The organism is Bacillus sp. M13(2017) (assembly GCF_002218325.1).
GTDB lineage: Bacteria > Bacillota > Bacilli > Bacillales > Bacillaceae_G > Bacillus_A > Bacillus_A thuringiensis_K.
Genome location: NZ_KZ268507.1, coordinates 166215 through 187837 on the forward strand (window position 1 = coordinate 166215; position 21623 = coordinate 187837).

A 21623-nucleotide genomic window follows, 5' to 3' on the forward strand; every position below is an offset into this window, starting at 1 on the left:
GCCCTTTGCTACGCTCGGTTGCTGGCATATCAAAAAGGAAAACGGACAAACAACCCTTTTCCTTTTTGATATGTTGTTTTTTATTTTCAATGAAAAAAAGACAAATCTCGTCCTAATAAGGATTCGTAGATTTGTCCTTTTACATGGGAGTAATGATATGTTTAATTACCATTATTATAACGGATTTTACAAATATTTTCAATTAGGTCTGACATCTTATTAACAATCATATTAGTAATAATAAAATCTATTATAAATATATATCTTATATATTAAAAAGAAATAAAGACAAAACTTTTATAGGCTATCAAAAATGGGGAAGAGATCTACTCTCACAAAGAAAAATTTAATATTAGAACGTAAAAAATCATAAATAGTAGAAAATGTATCCCTAGATTTAATAATTATTAGAATTTCAATTCTACAAAAAAGCAGAAAGAAAATTATATATTTCTACATAAAATCGGAAAAAAATTGATACAAATCATATTATATTTATTCAACCTTTAAAATAGAGTGTTTTTTCTTTATTTTGGTAAATAGGGAAGTATCCGGGTTTTGTTTATCCACATTTTGTTCAGAGAATGTAGCTATTTGTTCACATTACACAGTATTTACACATAACTCACATTATTATTGATGATTTTTATTAGATAAATTCAATAGCACTAGTATTCCCAACAATATTAGTAAAATAGTATTCACATTTGATCATATTTGTCCTCATATCTACTATTTTTATTAATATCCTTCTGATTTTTTGTAGATATAAAATTGGATATTTTACTACACGTAAAGAATACTTAATGTGTAGTGTGGAGATTCTACTATAGGTAGAAGAGGATTTATATAGAAATGCATAAAAAAAGACTCCATTTTACATGAAGTCCTTCTAGTTATGTATTTATAAATAGATTAGTAAAAAAAGGGCGGAATAAACCAAACACGAATAGCCCTCCACTTTCGATTTTTTCAAAAATAGAGAGCTTGTTGCTATTATTTTATTTCCATTGCGTGTAGCACCTGATCTGGAGCTGTTATTGTTACACCGGCACGTACTAAACGTTCGAAGGTACGCATAAATTCTAGTAAATTAAACTGCTTTGGTAGCTCAATAACACGAAGTTTTTCTTGTGGCAGCTTATCAATTGCCTCGATAAACCATTCACGTACATCACTTGGAATCGTGCGTTCTTTATGGCCACGAACTTTTAGTTTTTCACGCATTTCAATTTCTAAAGCGATATATGCATGAAGATTAACGCCCTGATCATATGCATATTTTCTAAATAACGTTTCTTCCTGGTACTTTAAATAATTAAGGTGATAAGATTCTTCCGTCACTGGTACCGCAAACTTCTGCTTCAGTAGTGCATGTACATTTCTAAACATCTTCTTAATGTTATGAAGAGAGTACATAGAATAATGTAGACCAAAATTAAAGACAGCGTGCTCACGGTCACTATTTCTCTCTTTTGGTATGTGCTGCGCAATAAGAGGGTAGAGACCTTCTTTCGCTGCTGTATCAAGAATTTGATATTGAGATGTCTGATGCAATAATTTTTTCAATGTATATACAATTTTCGTTGGATATCCTTCTTTTCGATCAACCATATCACGAAGCCCACGAATGACACTGCGAATTTGACGATGACAAGTATGCTTTAAGACATGAATGAACTTATTCATGTCTGCAGACAGTTCACCGATATTCATTTCTTGTAGAAGTGATTCAATGAATTTCGCTTTACGAGCATAGGTAGCTCTTGGTGTAAACGGATCCCTGTATTGTTCTTCTCCAGATTCTTTCGTACATAAAAAGTCTGAATGGATAGACAGATATAATGTCGTATATCGTTTTGTATGCTTTACACCTTTTTGCATTTTGCAAATTTTGAATAGGGGACTACCCGTACATGGTAATGTAATTGTTAATTCATCGATAACCGCACGGATTTGATGCGGATATTTTTTATGTAAGAAACGATACATCCCGCCGAAGTGGGTTTTATTGCCTCTTTCGTCATACTTATCTAATGAACGCTTTAACGTTATTTCTGTATGTTGTTGCATTGCGATATCTAAGAATAGCTTCTTAGCCGCTACAGATAGCTTAAAGAAAGCCTTTGTAAATACAACAGGACTAATATATACATACGGATTAGCTTTTTCTGCTTCCTCATTCAGAAAATGAGTGAGTTTAATTGTGTAACGGCCATCAATTTCATTTTCAATGGAGATAATGTTATGTAAGCTTAACTTTTTCAAAGCGATATAGAATTGAGAGTGTTGGATATAAGCAAATTCTTCTTTATATTGTTTGTAATCTTCCCACATCATATGTATGGTTACATTGGGAATGACACCATTAGTAAAGCATTTCTTATGTATATATAAGAACACTTCGAGATCAGCATTCGTAATGCCGTATAATTTATGCTTTCTTCCCGTTTTTTCTGCAAGTGCAGACATTGCGCGACGTGAAAAAGATGGTTTGGCTCTTCCGACAAATCCATCCACATCAGCAATACGATCTTCGTATGTCATGTGCTGTAGAATATCTTCTAAATAAGTATCTTTATAACTGTAGTACTTCTCCTCAAATGCTTCTACAAGCTTTTGCCAAGATTTGAGTGTTACTAAAACTGCGTTTGTTGATGCACCATTTAAGCTACGTTGATTACGTACCACAAATGATTTCCCCATCTTTTTCACCTCCGTTCTACAAATTCAGAAATATATGTCAAAATACTATAAAATATACCAATTTTGATTATAGCAAATCGAAAAAAGTAAAAATGCCCCCCTTTAAGAAGAAATATGAAAAGATGAAAAGTGCCTTGAAGCTTAGAGCCCCAAGGTATTTCATAAATATGCAAAAAAAATAAAGGACATGATATCGCTGTGAATTTTCATCTTTCTAGAAAGTAAAGAATCAGGAATGAAAACCTTTGTTATACTTGATTTAATAATGATTATTATGAATTTATATTATAGAAAAAGGGACATGATACCGCTATAAGTTTTCATGTAGGGGAATAGAACTAATAAAATGAAAAAAGTAATAAAAACATTGATATATAGGTGTTTTTAAGCCTTTCAAGATAATTCTGAAAGGGACATGATATCGCTATAAGTTTTCATGTTTAATATTAAAATGATAGAGAAAATCCTTTTATATCAAGGATGAAGAGTTTTATGAAAGAATTTTTTCATTTATTATTTTCAATAAAAATATTGATACATTTTTCATCTTTATGTCGAAAGGGACATGATACCGCTATAGATTTTCATATTGATATAAACATAACCATATTTAACAGTGCTAATGTTATTAAAAAATAGACTTCACATGAGTGATGTTTTACAAATTGTTGTTGTTTTATATAATAAATAAAAGAAGAAACTTCAATGCTACGTGATGAAAAGTCATGAATAGTGAAAATGTAAGCGAGAAAATTCTGATAGTTTTTCAGTTTTTATATAAGGGAATTCATATAGCTATATTATTTCAACTTGAAATACAAAGAGTTTAAAATTTAATGAAGAAGGAGGGGAACATATGGATAATGTTCTACAATTGTTTCGTGATGCATTATTAATATCGGAACCACTTTATAAAGATGACGAGACATTATGGAATAAATGGAATGCTTATTATAAGGATGTGAAAGAAGATAACAGCAAGATAGTAACTTCTTCATATCTTTCTCCTTCCTTTTCAATGCTAGTACAATGGCTTGAAAAGCAGCAAAAAAGAGGAATTTCTTCATTACAAATATTCACAGAAATAGATCAATATAAAGAGGAAATACAAGAAGCAATAGATTTATTTATTCATCAGGAGTTTTTAAAGCCTATAAAGGGTACTAATGAAATGGAATCTATTCCGTTAGAAAATGATAATCAGGTAAAAACAAATGATTATTATGAGGTTAATAACTCTGCTGTTTATTATAAATTAAGAGATGGAATTGCGAAAAATCAATTTGAAGAGGATGAAGAAACGAAAATAAAGTCATACCCAATTGAAACAAAGGATAGTAATGGGCTAGCCCAACTTTCTTCACATAAAGATGAGGATTTAAGATTAACAAACATAGAGGAAGCAGCTCGGTGGAATACACTTGTGGATGGTGTTATGAGTAATATGGATGACTTAACAGCAGATTGTCTTGATTCTATCACTATTCAATGGTTGAATGAAGCCAAATCACCAGATGAGTTCATAGATTTTTCATATGAACAAGTTTTAGAAATGTGTAGTATTCCTAAGGCAAAAGCTAATGGAGTTGAATATTATCGAGCTGAAGATAAGATTAAAGTTGCTAAAAGAATTGCTGCTTTAGCAAGTATTTTTATATACCTTAATGATGAAAATGAGGTTGTAGTCTTAAATGATCGTGCAGAGCCCGGTAAACATTACGAAGTCAAGCGTGAGATCATAAAGAGACTATTTGTACTAGATTCAGTAGTTCTTTGGAGAGATAAAAATACAAATGAATACATGGGAATAGAGTCATGTCGAATTAAACCAGGTAGTTTCTTGTCAAGCTATTTATACGGTTCAAGTAGTACAACTTCATTACTTTCCAAAAAGGCACTCGAATACAATAGTTATCGACATAAATACCATAAAAGATTAATTCGATATTTGACATGGCAGTGGAGAATTCGACAAATGTTTTCTAGTTTAAGCAGGCCTTATTCTATAGGTGGGGATAAAGGGCTATTAGCAGTAATGGATATTAAACAGAATCAAAAACCTAATAGAATTAGAGACCAATTAGAAAATGTCTTAATGGATCTAGAACGTGAAAAGGTTATTTCTCATTGGGAGTATGAAAATGGCTTAGATGAAGAGCAATTAACAAAGAAGAATTGGTTTAAAAATTATTACTCGCAGTTAGGTATTAGGATATTACCACCTAAAGAGTTAATGAATTCAATGGAGAGTTTGGCCAAAAAGAAAAATATTAATATAATACAAGCAGAAACAATTGTTGCCAAGAAAGAAAGTAAGTCTATAAGTGTAGATGAAAGTGAACATTTCATCCGTGAAAAGATTGTATTTTTGCATACGAAGAAGAGTATTACAATGAGGGAGCTTTCAGAAGAGATAGGCATATCCCAACCTACTCTTTCAAGATTCTACAACCAAAAGACTAAGCGTCTTTCAGGTGTTGCTAAGGAGAAGCTGAATCGGTGGTATAAAAGACAGGTTATTATTGATAAGATGTAATAAATAGGCTGTATAAAAGTAAGTATATCTTCACTTTTATACAGCCTATTTAATTTTTCATTTCTAGTTAAATTTTAGAAATAACAACCTTTTTAAACCTGGGAGAGTAAAAACTCTTAAGTTGATAGGGAGGTATGGTGACTGCCTTGTATGTTATTCAAAGATAGTACTTTATATGAGTATGCAATTGTACATATTCATATAAAGTACATAATACATAAAATCCCATAAAGTTATATCGAAAACATTTTTTTGTGTAGAATTTATTAAGATTCAATAATACCAACAAATTTTATGTTTAATTATAGCAGTGAAATGGTATCAATTCCTGAAGTGATACTAATATGAAAACTTTTTGAATATAATTAGGAAAAAACAAAAGATTTAATGTCAGAAAAATCAAACATAAGATATACGATTTTCTAGTTTACTTATGAAAAATATAGTGATTAAAATGGGGGGGAAGTAAGGACCTTATATTCTATTAAAAATAAAGAAAAAAACGAGATGCACTTACTCTTTTGAAAAATTTTTCATCCTCAAGTGTGTGTGAAGAAATCCTAACGTTAGGTTGTACAACATTTACGATCAAAACTTGTAAAAAACAATAGTGAAGAGGTGTAAGGAATGAAGAATAAAATTATGACAGGATTTTTAATAACATCAATTGTTACCGGAGCGACTATTCCTATCAATACTCTCGCAACGCCAATCGTTCAAGCAGAAACAAAACAAGATAATATAAATATTTCCTCAGCATTACGAAAAATAGGTGCACACTCCAAATTAACACAAACCTTTATCGATGGAGCCTTAGCAAGTCCGAATGTACAACTTGAAGAAGTTCCATCTTTAAATACAACTCAATTTCTAATTAAACAAGATATGAAAGAGTGGTCATCCGAACTTTATCCTAAATTAATTCTATTAAATTCAAAAAGTAAAGGATTTGTAACTAAATTTAATAGTTATTATCCAACATTAAAAGGATTTATAGATAATGGGGAAGATAAAGAAGGGTTTACAGATAGACTGGAAGTCCTTCAAGACATGACCATAACAAACCAAGAAAGTGTGCAACGTCAAATTAATGAGTTAACAGATCTAAAACTACAGGTAGATAAGAAGTTGAAAAATCTTGATACTGATGTGGCAAAAGCACAGAGTGTCCTTAATTCAGAGGGAACAGGAAAAATAGATAAGTTAAAAAATGAAATGCTAGATACAAAAAAATCAATTCAAAATGATTTACAGCAAATAGCATTATTACCTGGGGCTTTAAATGAACAAGGGCTAAAGGTATTCCAAGAAATTTATAGTCTATCGAAAGATATCATTGAACCGGCTGCTCAAACAGCAGTAGTAGCGTATAACAAAGGAAAAGAAATAAACAATGCCATTGTAGACGCAGAGAAGAAAGCAGAACAAGAAGCAAAAGAAAAGGGAAAATCAGCTATAGAAATTGAAGCTGCCAAAAAAGAAGCACGTGAAGCGATAGAGAAAAGTAAAAAAGGCGAAATCGCTGCGGCTGCAGTTACAAAAACGAAAGAATATGACCTTATAGTGATTGATCCTGAAAAAATAAAAAAAACATATAATACTTTTGCTGAAATTAATAAACTAACAGCAGAGCAACGTGCATATTTAAATGATTTAGAGAAACAAAATCAGAAATTATATGACTTAACAACTAAATTAACTGTAGCGGATTTACAAAAATCAATGATTCTTTTCATGCAAAATGATTTGCATACATTTGCTAACCAAGTAGATGGAGAAATTGAGCTAATGAAACGTTACAAAGAGGATTTGGATCTAATAAATAATAGTATTACAAAATTATCGACTGAAGTTGATGCCAATAACACTCAGTCTCAAAAAGATACATTAAGACGATTAAAAAGTGTAACAACTCAACTCGAAGAACAAGTTTATAAATTCTAATATTAAGAACATAGGTTTATCAAAAAGATTATATTGCAACTGAAAATAAGGAGGAGATCAAATGATGAAATTTCCATTTAAGGTTATAACTTTAGCCACTTTAGCAACGGTTATAACTGCTACGAATGGTAGTACTATTCATGCACTTGCACAAGAACAGACAGCTCAGGAACAGAAAATAGAAAATTATGCGTTAGGACCTGATGGATTAAAGAAAGCGTTGGCTGAAACAGGCTCTCATATTCTTGTAATGGATTTGTACGCAAAAACTATGATTAAGCAACCGAATGTAAATTTATCCAACATTGATTTAGGTTCCGGAGGAGGAGAATTAATCAAAAATATTCACCTAAATCAGGAACTGTCACGAATCAATGCAAATTACTGGTTAGATACAGCGAAGCCAAACATTCAAAAAACAGCACGTAATATTGTAAATTATGATGAGCAATTTCAAAACTATTACGACACATTAGTAGACACTGTAAAAAAGAAAGATAAGGTGAGCCTCAAAGAAGGAATAGGGGATTTAATCGATACAATTCATACAAATTCAAATGATGTTACGGAAGTCATTAAGATGTTAGAGGCTTTTAAAACAAAGTTGTATACAAATACTGTAGATTTTAAAAATAATATTGGTGGTCCAGATGGACAGGGCGGATTGACGGCTATATTAGCGGGAAAACAAGCACTAGTCCCACAACTTCAGGCCGAAATTGAGAATTTACGTTCTACACAGAAATCACATTTTGATAATGTATTAGCCTGGTCAATTGGTGGTGGATTAGGAGCTGCTATTTTAGTTATTGGAACGATTGCAGGAGCGGTAGTAATTGTTGTGACGGGTGGTACAGCTACACCAGCTGTTGTGGGTGGTCTTACAGCTCTAGGAGCCGCTGGTATCGGTTTAGGAACAGCTGCTGGTGTCGAGGCATCTAATCATATGAATTCTTATAATGAAATTTCGAATAAAATCGGAGAATTAAGTATGAAAGCTGATCTGGCTAATCAAGCGGTTATTTCACTTACTAATACCAAGGATACTCTAACATATTTGTATCAGACAGTGGACCAAGCAATCATGTCTCTAACAAGTATTCAGCAACAATGGAATAAAATGGGGGCTAATTATAAAGATTTATATGATAATATCGATCAAATGCAAGAACATAAACTTTCGTTAATACCTGACGATTTAAAAGCTGCTAAACAAAGTTGGAATGATATTCATAAGGACGCAGAATTCATTTCCAAAGACATTGCTTTTAAACAAGAAAAAACAAACTAAAAATCAATATATATTCATAGGAGGAATTAAAGTGAATAATAATTTTCCTTATAAACTACTTGCTGTATCGACGTTTTTAACCCTGACAACAACTACTGTAGTTTCACCAGTAGCTGCTTTTGCAAGTGAAAGTAAAATAGAACAAACGAGTACGGAAGATATATCTCTTTCTGTAAACAGCGAAAAGATGAAAAAAGCTTTGCAAGATGCTGGGGTATTTGCAAAATCCATGAATGATTACTCTTATTTGTTAATTAATAATCCAGATGTTAACTTTGAAGGAATTGATATTAAAGGATATACAAATCTACCTAGTCAAATAGCACAAGATCAAAAGAATGCAAGAGAGCATGCTACAAAATGGGATGCGCACATAAAAAAACAACTTTTAGATACCCTTACAGGAATTGTAGAGTATGATACCACATTTGACAATTATTACGATACATTAGTAGAAGCAATTAATGAAGGAGATGCAGATACATTAAAAGAAGGCATTACAGATTTACAAGGTGAGATTAAACAAAACCAAGCATATACACAGAATTTAATACAAGAACTAGCTAAGTTAAGAGATAGTATTGGAGAAGATGTCCGAGCATTTGGAGGTCATAAAGATATCTTGCAATCGATTTTAAAAAATCAAGCATCTGGAATAGATGAAGATGAAAAACGCCTAAATGATGTTTTAGAGCAAATAAGACATTTTAAACAAGTAGAATCGGATGGAATAATAACTGTATCATATCCCTCAATCCCTACATGGATTGCTGGAGGTGTAATGATAGGGGTAGCAAGAAATAATTTAGGTACGTTAGAGCCGTTATTAGCTCAATTACGCCAAACGGTTGACTATAAAATAACATTAAATCGTGTAGTTGGGGTTGCGTATAATAATATTGCTGAAATGCAAAATGCAATTGGATCAGCTATTAATGCTCTTACCTATATGTCAGCACAATGGCATGATTTAGATTCTCAGTATTCAGGAGTACTTAATCATATTGATAAAGCATCCCAAAAGGCAGATCAAAATAAATTTAAATTTTTAAAACCTAACCTGAATGCAGCAAAAGATAGTTGGAAAACATTAAGAGCAGATGCATTTACATTAAAAGAAGGAATAAAAACATTAAAAATGGATCCTGTTTCTTCAAAAAAATAGGAAAGTACGGTTTTATTGTAAAGTTTGCTAAAATATAGAGACTTTAAAAACATACTGTTAAATTATTAAATGATTCGTTATATACTAAAAAAGGTGAAATTGTATCAAGAGCTTCACCTTTTTTTATTGTAGTTGAGTTGTAAGAGCAAGTTTCATCTTGTTTCAATTATGAAAGGGCTTCTTTGAGTCGATTAGTGTATATATAGCTTATTTTGCTATGTACATATTTAATCGACTTGAAGAAGTTCTTTTTGTGTTGCCTTCAAGTTAGGAATCACTTGTATATAGAACATCGGAGGCTAATAGTACACTAAATGAAAAAAGCACATAATTTGTGCTCGTTTTTCTTATGAAACAATAGGGGGTTATTTAAAGGAAACGATCTATGATTGCAATTGTATGGAATATCTAAACATTCAAAAGTTAAATACATCCGAACAAATTAAATTTATGCATAATGGACAAATGGTATTAAGAACATTACAAGACATATGTAATGCGAGAAAATTTACTATCATCGCTTGTACCGTAGTAAAGATATTAAAATAAATAGGCACGAGGGCTTATATTTAGATATTACAACTAAAAAATAATGTGAATAACTAGCACAGCTATTAGGCTTTTTTCATTTAGAAAAATACTATGGACATTATTAAAGATCATTATTATTAAATTTTTTTGATTAGATCTGACATTTTATTAACACTCATATTACTAATAATAAAATCTATTATAAATATATATCTTATATATTAAAAAGAAATAAAGATAAAACTATTATAGGTTATCAAAAATAGGGGAAACTCTACTCCCACAAGGGAAAATTTAATGTTAGCACGTAAAAAATCATAAATAGTAAAAAATGTATCCGTAGATTCAATAATTATAAGACTTTCAATTCTACAAAAAAGCAGAAAGAAAATCATATGTTTCTACATGAAATCGGAAAGGAATTGATACAAATTACTTTATATTTATCCAACTATGGAAATAGGCTTCATTTTCTTTATTTTGTTAAATAAGCAGTATTTAACGTTCAATTATCCACATTTTATTCAGAAAATGTAGTTATTTGTTAACATAACTCACTATTTACACATAACTCACATTATTATTGATGATTTTTATTAGATATATACAACAACACTAGTAGTTACAATGATGTCAGAAAAATACTATTCACATTCGAGTATATTTGTCCTCATATCCACTGTTTTTATAATTTTATTTTTGATTTTTTGTAGGTATTATGAGATAGGTTTTATTACATTAGAAGAATATTCCCTAGTACTATGTGGAGAGTTATATAGTGCTAGAAGAGAATTTGTATAGAAGTGCATAAAAAAAGGACTTCATTTTACATGAAGTCCTTCTGATTTTGTATTTATAAATAGAGTAGTAGAAAAGGAGTATAAATGAAACAACTACGAATAGCCCTCTAATTTCGATTTTTTCAAAAATAGAGAGCTCGTTACTATTATTTTATTTCCATTGCGTGTAGCACCTGATCTGGAGCTGTTATTGTTACACCAGCACGTACTAAACGTTCAAAGGTACGCATAAACTCTAGTAAATTAAACTGTTTTGGTAGCTCAATCACACGCAGTTGTTCTTGCGGTAGTTTATCAATTGCTTCAATAAACCATTCACGTACATCACTTGGAATTGTGCGTTCTTTATGGCCACGAACTTTTAGTTTTTCGCGCATTTCAATTTCTAAAGCGATATATGCATGGAGATTCACTCCCTGATCATATGCATATTTTCTAAATAACGTTTCTTCCTGGTATTTTAGATAATTACGGTGATAAGATTCTTCTGTTACTGGTACCGCAAACTTCTGCTTCAATAATGCATGCACATTTTTAAACATCTTTTTAATGTTACGAAGAGAGTACATAGAATAATGTAGGCCGAAATTAAAGATAGCTTGCTCACGGTCACTATTTCTCTCTTTTGGTATATGCTGCGCAATAAGAGGGTAGATACCTTCTTTTGCTGCTGTATCGAGAATTTGATATTGAGATGTTTGATGCAATAGTTTCTTCAACGTATATACAATCTTCGTTGGATATCCTTCTTTTCGATCAACCATGTCACGTAGTCCGCGAATTACACTGCGAATTTGACGATGACAAGTATGCTTTAATACATGAATGAATTTATTCATGTCTGCAGACAATTCACCGATATTCATCTCTTGTAGGACTGCTTCGATAAATTTCGCTTTTCGAGCATAGGTAGCTTTTGGTGTAAATGGATCCCTATGTTGTTCTTCTCCAGCTTCTTTCGAACATAAGAAGTCTGAATGGATAGACAGATATAATGTCGTATATCGTTTTGTATGCTTTACACCTTTTTGCATTTTGCAAATTTTGAATAGGGGATTCCCCGTACATGGTAATACAGTTGTTAATTCCTCGATAACCGCACGGATCTGATGCGGATATTTTTTATGTAAGAAACGATACATCCCACCGAAGTGAGTTTTGTTTCCTCTTTCGTCCTGCTTGTCCAAAGAACGCTTTAATGTTGTTTCCGTATGTTGTTGCATTGCGATGTCTAAGAATAGTTTCTTAGCTGCTACAGATAGCTTAAAGAAATCCTTTGTAAATACAACAGGGCTAATATATACGTACGGATTTGCTTTTTCTGTTTCCTCATTCATAAAATGAGTGAGTTTGATTGTATAACGGCCATCTACTCCATTTTCGATGGAGATAATGTTATGTAAGTTTAATTTCTTTAATGCGATATAGAATTGAGAGTGTTGGATATAAGCAAATTCTTCTTTATATTGCTTGTAATCTTCCCACATCATATGTATGGTTACATTTGGAATGACACCGTTTGTATAGCATTTTTTATGTAAGTACAAGAACACTTCAAGATCAGCATTCGTAATACCGTATAATTTATGTTTTCGTCCTGCTTTTTCTGCAAGTGTAGACATTGCTCGACGTGAAAAAGATGGTTTGGCTTTTTCGACAAAACCTTCTACATCCGCAATACGCTCTTCGTATGTCATGTGCTGCAGAATATCTTCTAAATATGTATCTTTATAGCTGTAGTATTTCTCCTCAAATGTTTCCACAAACTTTTGCCAAGATTTGAGTGTTACTAAAACTGCGTTTGTTGTTTTCCCATTTAAGCTACGTTGATTACGTATCACAAATGCTTTTCCCATCTTTTTCACCTCCGTTCTACAAATTCAGAAATATATGTCAAAATACTATAAAATATACCAATTTTGATTATAGCAAAATGAAAATTGCTGAAATGTGCTCCTTTAAGAAGAAAATTAGTAACTTGCAACAGCTTATGAAGCTAGTTGTATCAAGGGATAAGAGAATTTCATGATTTTTTTTTGTGTTAAGGATACCGCAAACGTGTTGCAAGTTGTTTGATATGTATAAAAGTAAGTGAAAAAGCAACTAAACCCTTGGTATATAAAGGATTATAGTGAAAATGGTAGGGAAGTTAGGGAAAGGATACCGCAAACATGTTGCAAGTTAGTAAACGTAATCATTAAAAATGAATTGTAATAATTACCCTTGATATAAAAGGACTTGTTGATATTTATAGAATGAAAGTAGGGAAAGGATACCGCAAACAGTGTTGCATCTTGTGAGAAAAATAAGGGCATGCATACCGCAAACGTGTTGCAAGTTGGATGATATGTATAAAAGTAAATGGAAAAGCACTTAAACCCTTGGTATATAAAGGTTTAGAGTGAAGATGATAGAAAAGTTAGGGAAAGGATACCGCAAACATGTTGCATATTATGTATGTAACTTATTAAAAATATGAGATAAATAGCTTAAAAACTTTAAAATGACATGATTTTTTTAAAATTACTTAGTTGAGAAATAAATTATACTGTTGCAAGTTGAAAGAGATAGGGAAAGGATACCGCAAACGTGTTGCAAGTTGATTAGAAATAGGTAAGAGAAAGAGCAAACGTGTTGTAAGTTGAGAAATATAAGGCAAACAAAGCGCAAAAAGAATGTAAGTAAGGGAAAATAGGTAAGAGGAGAACAAACTGTTGCAAGTTGAAGGGTTAAGGAAAGCAAGGCGCAAAAGAAATGTAGGAAGAAGAAATAGGGAAAAGAAAGAGCAGCATGTTGTAAGTTGAGAAATATAAGGCAAACAAAGCGCAAAAGAAATGCAAGTAGGTAGAAATAAGGAAGAGAAGGAGCAGTATGTTGCAAGTTAAAGAGTTAAGGAAAGCAAAGCGCAAAAAGTGTGCAAGTTGAAAGAAATAGGTAAGAGAAAGAGCAAACTGTTGCAAGTTAAAGAGTTAAGGCAAACAAAGCGCAAAAGGAATGTAAGTAAGGGGAAATAGGTAAGAGGAAAAACAACCTGTTGCAAGTTGAGGAGTTAAGGAAAGCAAAGAGCAAAAGAAATGCAAGAAAAGAAGAATAGGGAAAGAAAGAAACAAAAATTTGTAAATATCTGTTACAATAAATTAAATATAATAGTAGTTAAGATTTTTATACTGAGAATTATTTTATTGTGATCCATGGTTTAGGGAGGAAAAGAAAGTGGATAACTTATTACAAATGTTTCGAGATGCATTGTTAATCTCTGAGCCAATTTATAAAACTAACGAGCTAGTATGGAATAAGTGGAATGCATACTTTAAAGATGTTGAAAACAATAATAATAAGGTACTTACATCACCCCATGCTTCTCCATCATTTACTGCATTAGTATCTTGGTTAGAGAAAAAGCAAGAGTCCGGAATTACATTAGTACAAATTTATGCGAAAATTGATTCTTATAAAGAAGAAATATATAAAGAAATTGAATTATTTATAGAAAAAGAATTTCAAGATGTAGTACATTCTAATTCCGTGATATTGGAAAATGATCAAAATATAGATAAGCCAAATATAGTGAATCACGAGGATTATTACGAGGTAAATAACTCTGCTGTTTATTATAAATTAAGAGATGGGATTGCAAAGAATCAATTTGAAGAAGATGAAATAAGTAAGGTCTTACAATATCCCATTGAAACGAGGTCTTCTAATGGTGTAGCTCAACTTTCTTCACACAAAGATGAAGATTTAAGACTTACCAATATAGAAGAAGCAGCTCGATGGAATACCCTTGTAGATGACGTAATGAGTAATATGGATGATTTAACGGCAGATTGCTTAGATGCAATCACAATACAGTGGATTAATGAAGCAAAATCTCCAGATGATTTTATTGACTTTTCTTATGAACAAGTTTTAGAGATGTGCAATATTCCAAAAACAGTTGTTAAAAATAAAGAATACTATAGAGCGGAAGATAAAATTAAGATAGCAAAGAGAATTGCAGCTTTAGCAAGTATTTTTATCTATTTAAATGATGATAATGAAGTCGTTGTATTAAATGACCGTGATGATGAGGGGGAACGTTTAGAATTAAAGCGTGAAGTTATCAAAAGATTATTTGTATTAGATTCAGTTGTTTTATGGAGACATAGTGTTACTAATGAATACATGGGCATTGAATCTTGTCGTATTAAGCCGGGTAGCTTTTTAACTAATTATTTGTATGGATCAAATAATACAACAGCCCTATTGTCTAAAAAAGCACTTGAATACAATAGTTATAGACACAAATATCATAAAAGGTTAATTCGATACTTAACATGGCAATGGAGAATTAGACAAATGTATTCATCATTGAAAAAGCCATATTCTATAGGTGGGGACAAAGGACTACTAGCAGTAATGGATATCCCAAAAGATTGGAAGCCGAATCGTATTAGAGAACAGTTAGAAAATGTTCTAATGGATTTAGAAAATGAAAAAGTAATCTCTCATTGGGAGTATAGTGATCCACTGGATGAACAACAAATTGGGAAACGTAATTGGTTTAAAAATTATTACACTAACTTAGGAATAACGATTTTACCACCTGAAGAAATGCTACAGTCAATGGATAGGGTAATAGGAAAGAAGAGTATAGAGGAACCACAAGAGAAGTTACCGGAAGTAACAGTTGTTAAAGAAATAAAGAAGACTGTAGAATCAGTCGAACAAATAGAGAAAAAGATCCGTGACCAAATACTGAAAGTACACAATGAAAAAAAGGTAAGCATTCGTGAAATAGCAGATGAAATGAGTATTTCTCCATCGACATTATCTAGATTTTGTAATTATAAAACAAAACGTTTATCTAAAAAGGCGTTAGAAAAGTTAACGAAATGGTGTGAAAGACAAGAAATATTAGAAAAGATGTAACATAGACTAAATATTTCTTTTAATAATATTCAAATTAAAAATACACATACATTATGTATGTGTATTTTACTTATTATCACTAATAATAGTCTGAATTTTCTTTATTTATGGTGGTTTTGGCAGGTGAAGATCCTACTGGAAAGTCATTATAGTTATGCTGTTTAATCCACTGCAATTAAATTTCTTGTCTTATCGATATGGTTCAGTAAAATACGATACTCTTCTTCATACATAGTTATACGTTGTAGAAGAGATTGATTCTCTGTTTTTAAATCTTCAATTTGATTTTGTAACTTTGTCAATTCATTCACATCTTTATAATTTTGTAGAAAGAGAATAATATCATCTAATGTAATAGACAAAGATTTTTTTTCTTTTTCTGATGGGGAGAGGGGAATGTTGTTTCCCATTTTTCGGTCTTGTTTTGCTTGTTGTATTTCTTCTTGGTATTGTTTTCTCACATATGAATTCCAACGAAATCCACAAGCTGCGGGTGTTCTAGCTAGTAGTTTTGCTACTTCTTTGAATGCAGCTAACTGTGTTCCACCGTTACGAATATTCTGAAGTACTGTTGATGCGAGAAGTAAATCGTTATCATCAGTCCAGGAATCTTGTCTTGAGATTACCACGTTTTAACCCCCCTTATATGTTTTATATTATATATATGCAATTACTCAAAATGATAGAAGTTCAACTTCTCTTGAAATAATTGGGAGTAAGTTGGTAGAAGTATGTATGATTTTACATGCAAAATTGCATTTAAGGTTGACTATTCCACAAAGTGTAACTACACCGGTTACGGTAATGTAACTGAATTAATAAAGTTGTTGGTATGAATTGGTTGTATTAATGATGTATAAACAAATATTAAGGAATGAATGGAGTTGAAAATATAGTCCTACATATAAAACGTTTGTATAAAAAGAAATTAGATAATATACATTTTTTATAACTATATATTAATAAAAAGATGTGCACGTTTTGAAAATTTTTAAGGGAATTCTAGTTTCTTCAATTGCATTAACAGCATTTAATGGGGTAGGCGGACTACTTCCAAATGAAAAATCAGAAGTTGCCTATGCGGCTACTTACAATTATTCAAATAAGCAATTGAATTCTACTGTACATAAGCAAGTTACTAAACAATTAATTTTGAAATTTAAAAATGAAGCGAATTTACCATATCAGGATGGAATAGAAAAATTCATTAAAGAAGAAAAACAAGATCCTGAATTAATTGGAATTTTAGCTGAATATCCAAATGTAACTATAAATCGACTTTTTAATTCTTTAAATCCTAAAGAAATTAAAAATCTTGGTAAAGAAATAAAAGATTCCGATCTTATTTCTTCTAATTTGCTAAACTATTATATTGTTGAAACTCAAGATGATATTGATGTACAAGCATTACTTACAAAATTTGAAAAATCATCTCTTGTTGAAACGGCGTATTTACAGGAAGAAGAGGCGCCACCAGCAGAGCGTTTGCCAAACTTATCTGTTAATCCATATGATGAGCCTAGACTTACAAGACAAGGTTATCTTGAACCAGCACCATTAGGAATTAATGCACCTTATGCCTGGAGCATAAAAGGTGGAGATGGAAAAGGAACTACTTTCGTAGATATGGAGTATGGGTGGTTATTTAATCATGAGGATTTAGTGAATCAAAAGATTGAACTGATATCTGGACAGAATAAAAGCGAGCACCATGATCATGGTACCTCAGTCTTAGGAATTGTTTCGGCAGAGGATAATAACATAGGTGGAATCGGGATCGCACCGAAAGCTAAGGTAAAGGTTGTATCTCAGATTAGGGATAACGGAAATTATAATACAGCTGATGCTATTTTAAGCGCGGTTAACAATATGCAAGCTGGAGATATTCTTTTACTAGAGGCACAAGCAACTTACGATGGATATGGAGATAAGAACTATTTTCCTGTGGAAGTAAAACCAGACATATTTGATGCAATTCGTATGGGAACAAATAAGGGAATTATTATTATTGAAGCAGGTGCAAACGGCGGAAATGACTTGGATCAATTTAGAGACCGTAATGGTAAACAAGTTTTAAATCGTAATAGTCCTGATTTTAAAGATTCAGGGGCAATTATGGTTGGGGCAGCTTCTGCAAGGGTTCCTCATAAGCGTTCATATTTCTCTAATTACGGTAGTAGAGTGGATGTGTATGGATGGGGGAATGCAGTAGATACTACAGATGCTAAACCAAGTGAATTTATAACAAATCTATATACATCTAGTTTTGCTGGAACATCTAGCGCATCACCTATTATTGCTGGTGCTGCAGCATCAATTCAAGGAATTGCAAAAAATAATCAGGGGAGAGTATATACACCAAGACAGCTTAGGGATATTTTAAGTGATTCTAGCACCGGAACGAAATCCAATGATCCAACTTCTGATAAAATTGGTGTTTTACCTGACTTAAAAGCTATTTTATCTAAACTTGGTTTTTCACCAAACTTAGGTAATGATTCTTCCATTGTATTTCCTGAGGAACAAGAAATAAATAAAGGAAATAAGGGAAATGAAGGATCTACTATAACATTCCCGAAAGAAGATACCGCTAATAGTGGAGAGGACTCTAGCTTTATTTTCCCAGAATAATAGAAATACTTCCTATTAAGCATGGGGCAAAATAGTTTACTCAATAAGAACAAAGGATATGAATTCAATAGAAATATGAATTTATATCCTTTTTATTTTAAGCTGTTTTTACTACCTTACAAAAACGTAATGTTAGCGTAATGGAAATGAATTTTCGCAGCCAATAGATTAGGATATAATTTTTGTGAGAAAAGATATGAGGTGAATAATATGAAACGAATAGTGCTTATGTGTAGCATTTTTGTGATGTTTACTGTGTTGTTATCCGGGTGTAATTTAAATCGTCTTGGTACAGATACATATTATGTGCAAATTACCAAGGATGGTGAAAAATTAAAAGAGAAAAATGTAAATGGGGATACGACTTACGAATATAAATTACCTGGATTTGATAAGGATGGTAAAGAGAAAGAAATGGAGTTTACAGCGTTAAAAAACCTTCGTAAAGAAGCGTTTTTACGTATATATTACTCTGAGAAAAAAGGTGTGAAATCTTGGGAAGAAGTTAAAAAAGACGAACTCCCTACAAAGGTAAAAGAAAAATTAAAGGTGGATTAATATATAATGCTTTGTTAGAGCAATATATCCTCAAACTATTAGAATGTATATTGTGAAATAGGCTAACAGTTATTGTCAGTCTTTTACTTTTGCACGAAGAAAATATAAAAGGCATTTAACAGACAAGTGTTGGATTATTAACAATTATTTATGATCCAAAGCTACAATATATCTACTCCTGAACTATAATAATTTTAGGTCAGAAATAAGCTTCTAATTTTGTGAGGAGTTAAGTACTAAAAAAGCTTAATTTTGTTTACGTATTTATAGTCGTTTAAAGGATTTATGATTGGTTATGATATAATAAAATTCAAGTACAATAAGGGGGATTAATTAAATGATTTTTCAAAGCATGATAACAGCTATTATAGAAAAATTACAAGAGACGGTGAATCCCTATTGGATAATTGTGTTTGGATCAACGGCTGAGAATAGAGAACGAGAAGATAGCGATATTGATATAGCTTATGTAAGTGACACAACATTAGGGAACTATGAACGTTTTTTATTAGCACAGGATTTAGCTAACATTGTTCATAGAGATGTTGATTTAGTTGATTTATCCGAAGCTTCTACAGTTTTTCAAGCTCAGATTATACATACAGGAAAGACAATATTTTGTTCTGATGAAGAACGGAAAATCATTTTTGAAATGAAAACCTTAAAAATGTATTCAAAATTGAATGAAGAACGACAGATAGTATTTGATGATATAAAGAAAAGAGGTTCTATATATGAAGAATGAGGTTATTTTAAATAAAATTTCTACAATAGAGCGTTGTATAAAAAGAATCCAAGATGTATATGGAAATGACCCTGAAAATTTAGAGGACTTTACAAAACAAGATTCAATAATATTGAATATACAAAGAGCTTGTGAAGCGAGTATTGATCTAGCAATGCATATTGTTGCAGGTGAAAAATTAGGACTACCCCAATCTAGTCGAGAGGCCTTTGATTTATTGGTTACAGCAGGATTACTTAGCGCTGATCTAGCAAATAAGTTAAAGGCAATGGTTGGATTTCGTAATATTGCTGTTCATGATTATCAAAGTGTGAATTTAGATATTGTTCGTCAAATTATTGAAAAACATTTAACTGATTTTAAACTATTTACAAAAGAAGTAATGGGGATATTGGAATTTTAGGCAAAAGAACAGAATAATAGGGCTGAGAAAGAAAGTAATTCTATGATTCCCAAACCAGCTATTGAAACAATCACTTAATTTCGTAAGAAGAAACGCGGTCATAAGATGAATTTGTTTATGTTGTAGTGAGGCTTTGTATGAGATGTGTGTAGATAATAGTAGGAAAAATATCCATATACAATTTTATCAACAAATAAGTAAATATTTTTAAAACTAATTTTTATACATATAATGTATACCCAAAACAAAAAAGTTTCCTCTTGGAAACTTTTTTTGTTTTGGGTAAATTTATAACGATTAATTAATATTCAGTTTTTGAAAAAAATGATGAATCATGTCAAATCATCTTCATTTACACGAACATGAACGTAGTATAAAAATGAAGCATATCCAAAATAATTAAAGGGGCTGAAAAAATGATTAAAAAACTTATTATTGGTGCTATTGCTTTAGGCACAACAATAGGAGTGAGTAAATCTACATTTGCTGCTACAATACATTCTCCATCACAGTTTAAAGAAACTCGAAATGTTCATGTGCAATCCCTATATTCTCCATGGCAGTATTTAGGACAAACTTCAAGGAAACTTCAAATTAAAAGTAAGGATCCAAAAGTACTGGCTTTTGAACTAGCAAAAGAAGCACCATTTTATGAAGAAGAATTAGTAGACATATGTTCTGTAATTTTAGATGCAAATGTAGATATTGTATATTGGACAAGTAAGGAATGGGTCAGATTTGAAGAAGGAAATTATCAATTTAAACATGAAATTAAAATTTTTAGAGATAAAGAACGTCAGCAATTAATTACTGCACTAGAATCTTAGATCTTTTACAAAAAAGAAGCTATCTTTAGTATGCTATTCTCCCCTCATAGTAGATAGGAAAAAGAAAACACATTAACCTATTTATTATGGAGGGGATTTTTCTATGGGGTAAATTAGAATTACTTGCTATATAAAATGAAAGGAAAAGGAAGTTGGTTTATACTTAAAAGAAGATGTAAAACTGTTAGGAAAGAAATAGACATTTATTATCCAATTGTAAGACGTTAAATGAAATGATTCGAAACTTTAGGTATTAAAGAACTAGAAGAAGAACGTGGGAAAACAAAAGGGTAATGTTTAGGTAGAATGAAACCTAAAGGTTCGGGTACTAAGACTAAACGATTGGAAGAAGAGGATGGGATGTTAGAAAAATGAAGGAAAGTATGTTACGAAAGTAAAACTTTTAGGATAATGCACATAAAAAAGACTTCTTCATCTATGTTAAGTTCGCAAATATATACAATCTTATAACCATCAAAGATTTCAAGAGAAATTAAATAACCTGAGTCCATACAAATATAGACTCAGGTGGGCTTAGCTGCGCTTTGAAAATACTGTCTACCTGACAGGACCCC

General features: G+C 31.5%; 13 protein-coding genes and 1 pseudogene. 11 read left to right on the forward strand and 3 right to left on the reverse strand.

Annotated features, from left to right (window positions below):
- Positions 1 to 996: 996 nt before the first annotated feature.
- On the reverse strand, positions 997 to 2706 hold the full coding sequence (locus CGQ22_RS19150; RefSeq protein WP_089149167.1) for a hypothetical protein: 1710 nt from the start codon (positions 2704 to 2706) through the stop codon (positions 997 to 999).
- An 856-nt stretch (positions 2707 to 3562) separates the two neighbouring features.
- Here CGQ22_RS19150 and CGQ22_RS32950 point away from each other — a divergent pair.
- The 5 genes and pseudogenes from CGQ22_RS32950 to hblA all read left to right on the forward strand — a co-directional run.
- A pseudogene (locus CGQ22_RS32950) lies at positions 3563 to 3854 on the forward strand (XRE family transcriptional regulator); the annotation flags it as partial.
- Positions 3855 to 3877: 23 nt separating this feature from the next.
- A complete protein-coding gene (locus CGQ22_RS19160) occupies positions 3878 to 5242 on the forward strand; it encodes a helix-turn-helix domain-containing protein (RefSeq protein WP_372584821.1) in 1365 nt (454 codons plus the stop codon).
- A 627-nt stretch (positions 5243 to 5869) separates the two neighbouring features.
- On the forward strand, positions 5870 to 7186 hold the full coding sequence (hblC, locus tag CGQ22_RS19165; RefSeq protein ID WP_089149168.1) for a hemolysin BL lytic component L2: 1317 nt from the start codon (positions 5870 to 5872) through the stop codon (positions 7184 to 7186).
- 61 nt (positions 7187 to 7247) lie between these two features.
- Positions 7248 to 8477 (forward strand): hemolysin BL lytic component L1, encoded by a 1230-nt coding sequence (gene hblD, locus CGQ22_RS19170; protein WP_089149169.1) that lies wholly within the window; start codon positions 7248 to 7250, stop codon positions 8475 to 8477.
- Between the two features lie 31 nt (positions 8478 to 8508).
- Entirely contained in the window at positions 8509 to 9642 is a 1134-nt protein-coding gene (hblA, locus tag CGQ22_RS19175) for a hemolysin BL binding component B (RefSeq protein ID WP_001063467.1), read from the forward strand.
- 1477 nt (positions 9643 to 11119) lie between these two features.
- Here hblA and CGQ22_RS19180 read toward each other — a convergent pair.
- Entirely contained in the window at positions 11120 to 12829 is a 1710-nt protein-coding gene (locus CGQ22_RS19180) for a hypothetical protein (protein WP_061884953.1), read from the reverse strand.
- A gap of 1357 nt (positions 12830 to 14186) precedes the next feature.
- Between CGQ22_RS19180 and CGQ22_RS19190 the strand changes: the two genes are divergently transcribed.
- On the forward strand, positions 14187 to 15884 hold the full coding sequence (locus tag CGQ22_RS19190) for a helix-turn-helix domain-containing protein (protein WP_000369380.1): 1698 nt from the start codon (positions 14187 to 14189) through the stop codon (positions 15882 to 15884).
- A 161-nt stretch (positions 15885 to 16045) separates the two neighbouring features.
- Here the strand turns inward: CGQ22_RS19190 and CGQ22_RS19195 are convergent, their stop codons facing one another.
- Entirely contained in the window at positions 16046 to 16513 is a 468-nt protein-coding gene (locus CGQ22_RS19195; protein WP_089149170.1) for an RsfA family transcriptional regulator, read from the reverse strand.
- 352 nt (positions 16514 to 16865) lie between these two features.
- Between CGQ22_RS19195 and CGQ22_RS19200 the strand changes: the two genes are divergently transcribed.
- The 5 genes from CGQ22_RS19200 (at position 16866) to CGQ22_RS19220 (ending at position 21048) form a co-directional block, all read left to right on the forward strand.
- Complete coding sequence (locus CGQ22_RS19200) at positions 16866 to 18515, forward strand: S8 family peptidase (RefSeq protein WP_089149171.1); 1650 nt, start codon at positions 16866 to 16868, stop codon at positions 18513 to 18515.
- Between the two features lie 210 nt (positions 18516 to 18725).
- Positions 18726 to 19073: a YxeA family protein gene (locus CGQ22_RS19205; RefSeq protein ID WP_000822911.1), complete on the forward strand. Its 348-nt coding sequence runs from the start codon at positions 18726 to 18728 to the stop codon at positions 19071 to 19073.
- Positions 19074 to 19410: 337 nt separating this feature from the next.
- Positions 19411 to 19818, forward strand: coding sequence for a type VII toxin-antitoxin system MntA family adenylyltransferase antitoxin (gene mntA / locus CGQ22_RS19210; RefSeq protein ID WP_000577224.1), 408 nt, complete (start codon positions 19411 to 19413; stop codon positions 19816 to 19818).
- Positions 19808 to 20221, forward strand: a complete 414-nt coding sequence (gene hepT, locus CGQ22_RS19215; protein WP_089149172.1) for a type VII toxin-antitoxin system HepT family RNase toxin — start codon at positions 19808 to 19810, stop codon at positions 20219 to 20221. The genes mntA and hepT overlap by 11 nt, the downstream gene beginning before the upstream one ends.
- Before the next feature lie 416 nt (positions 20222 to 20637).
- Positions 20638 to 21048, forward strand: a complete 411-nt coding sequence (locus CGQ22_RS19220) for a hypothetical protein (RefSeq protein ID WP_089149173.1) — start codon at positions 20638 to 20640, stop codon at positions 21046 to 21048.
- The last annotated feature ends 575 nt before the right edge of the window (positions 21049 to 21623 follow it).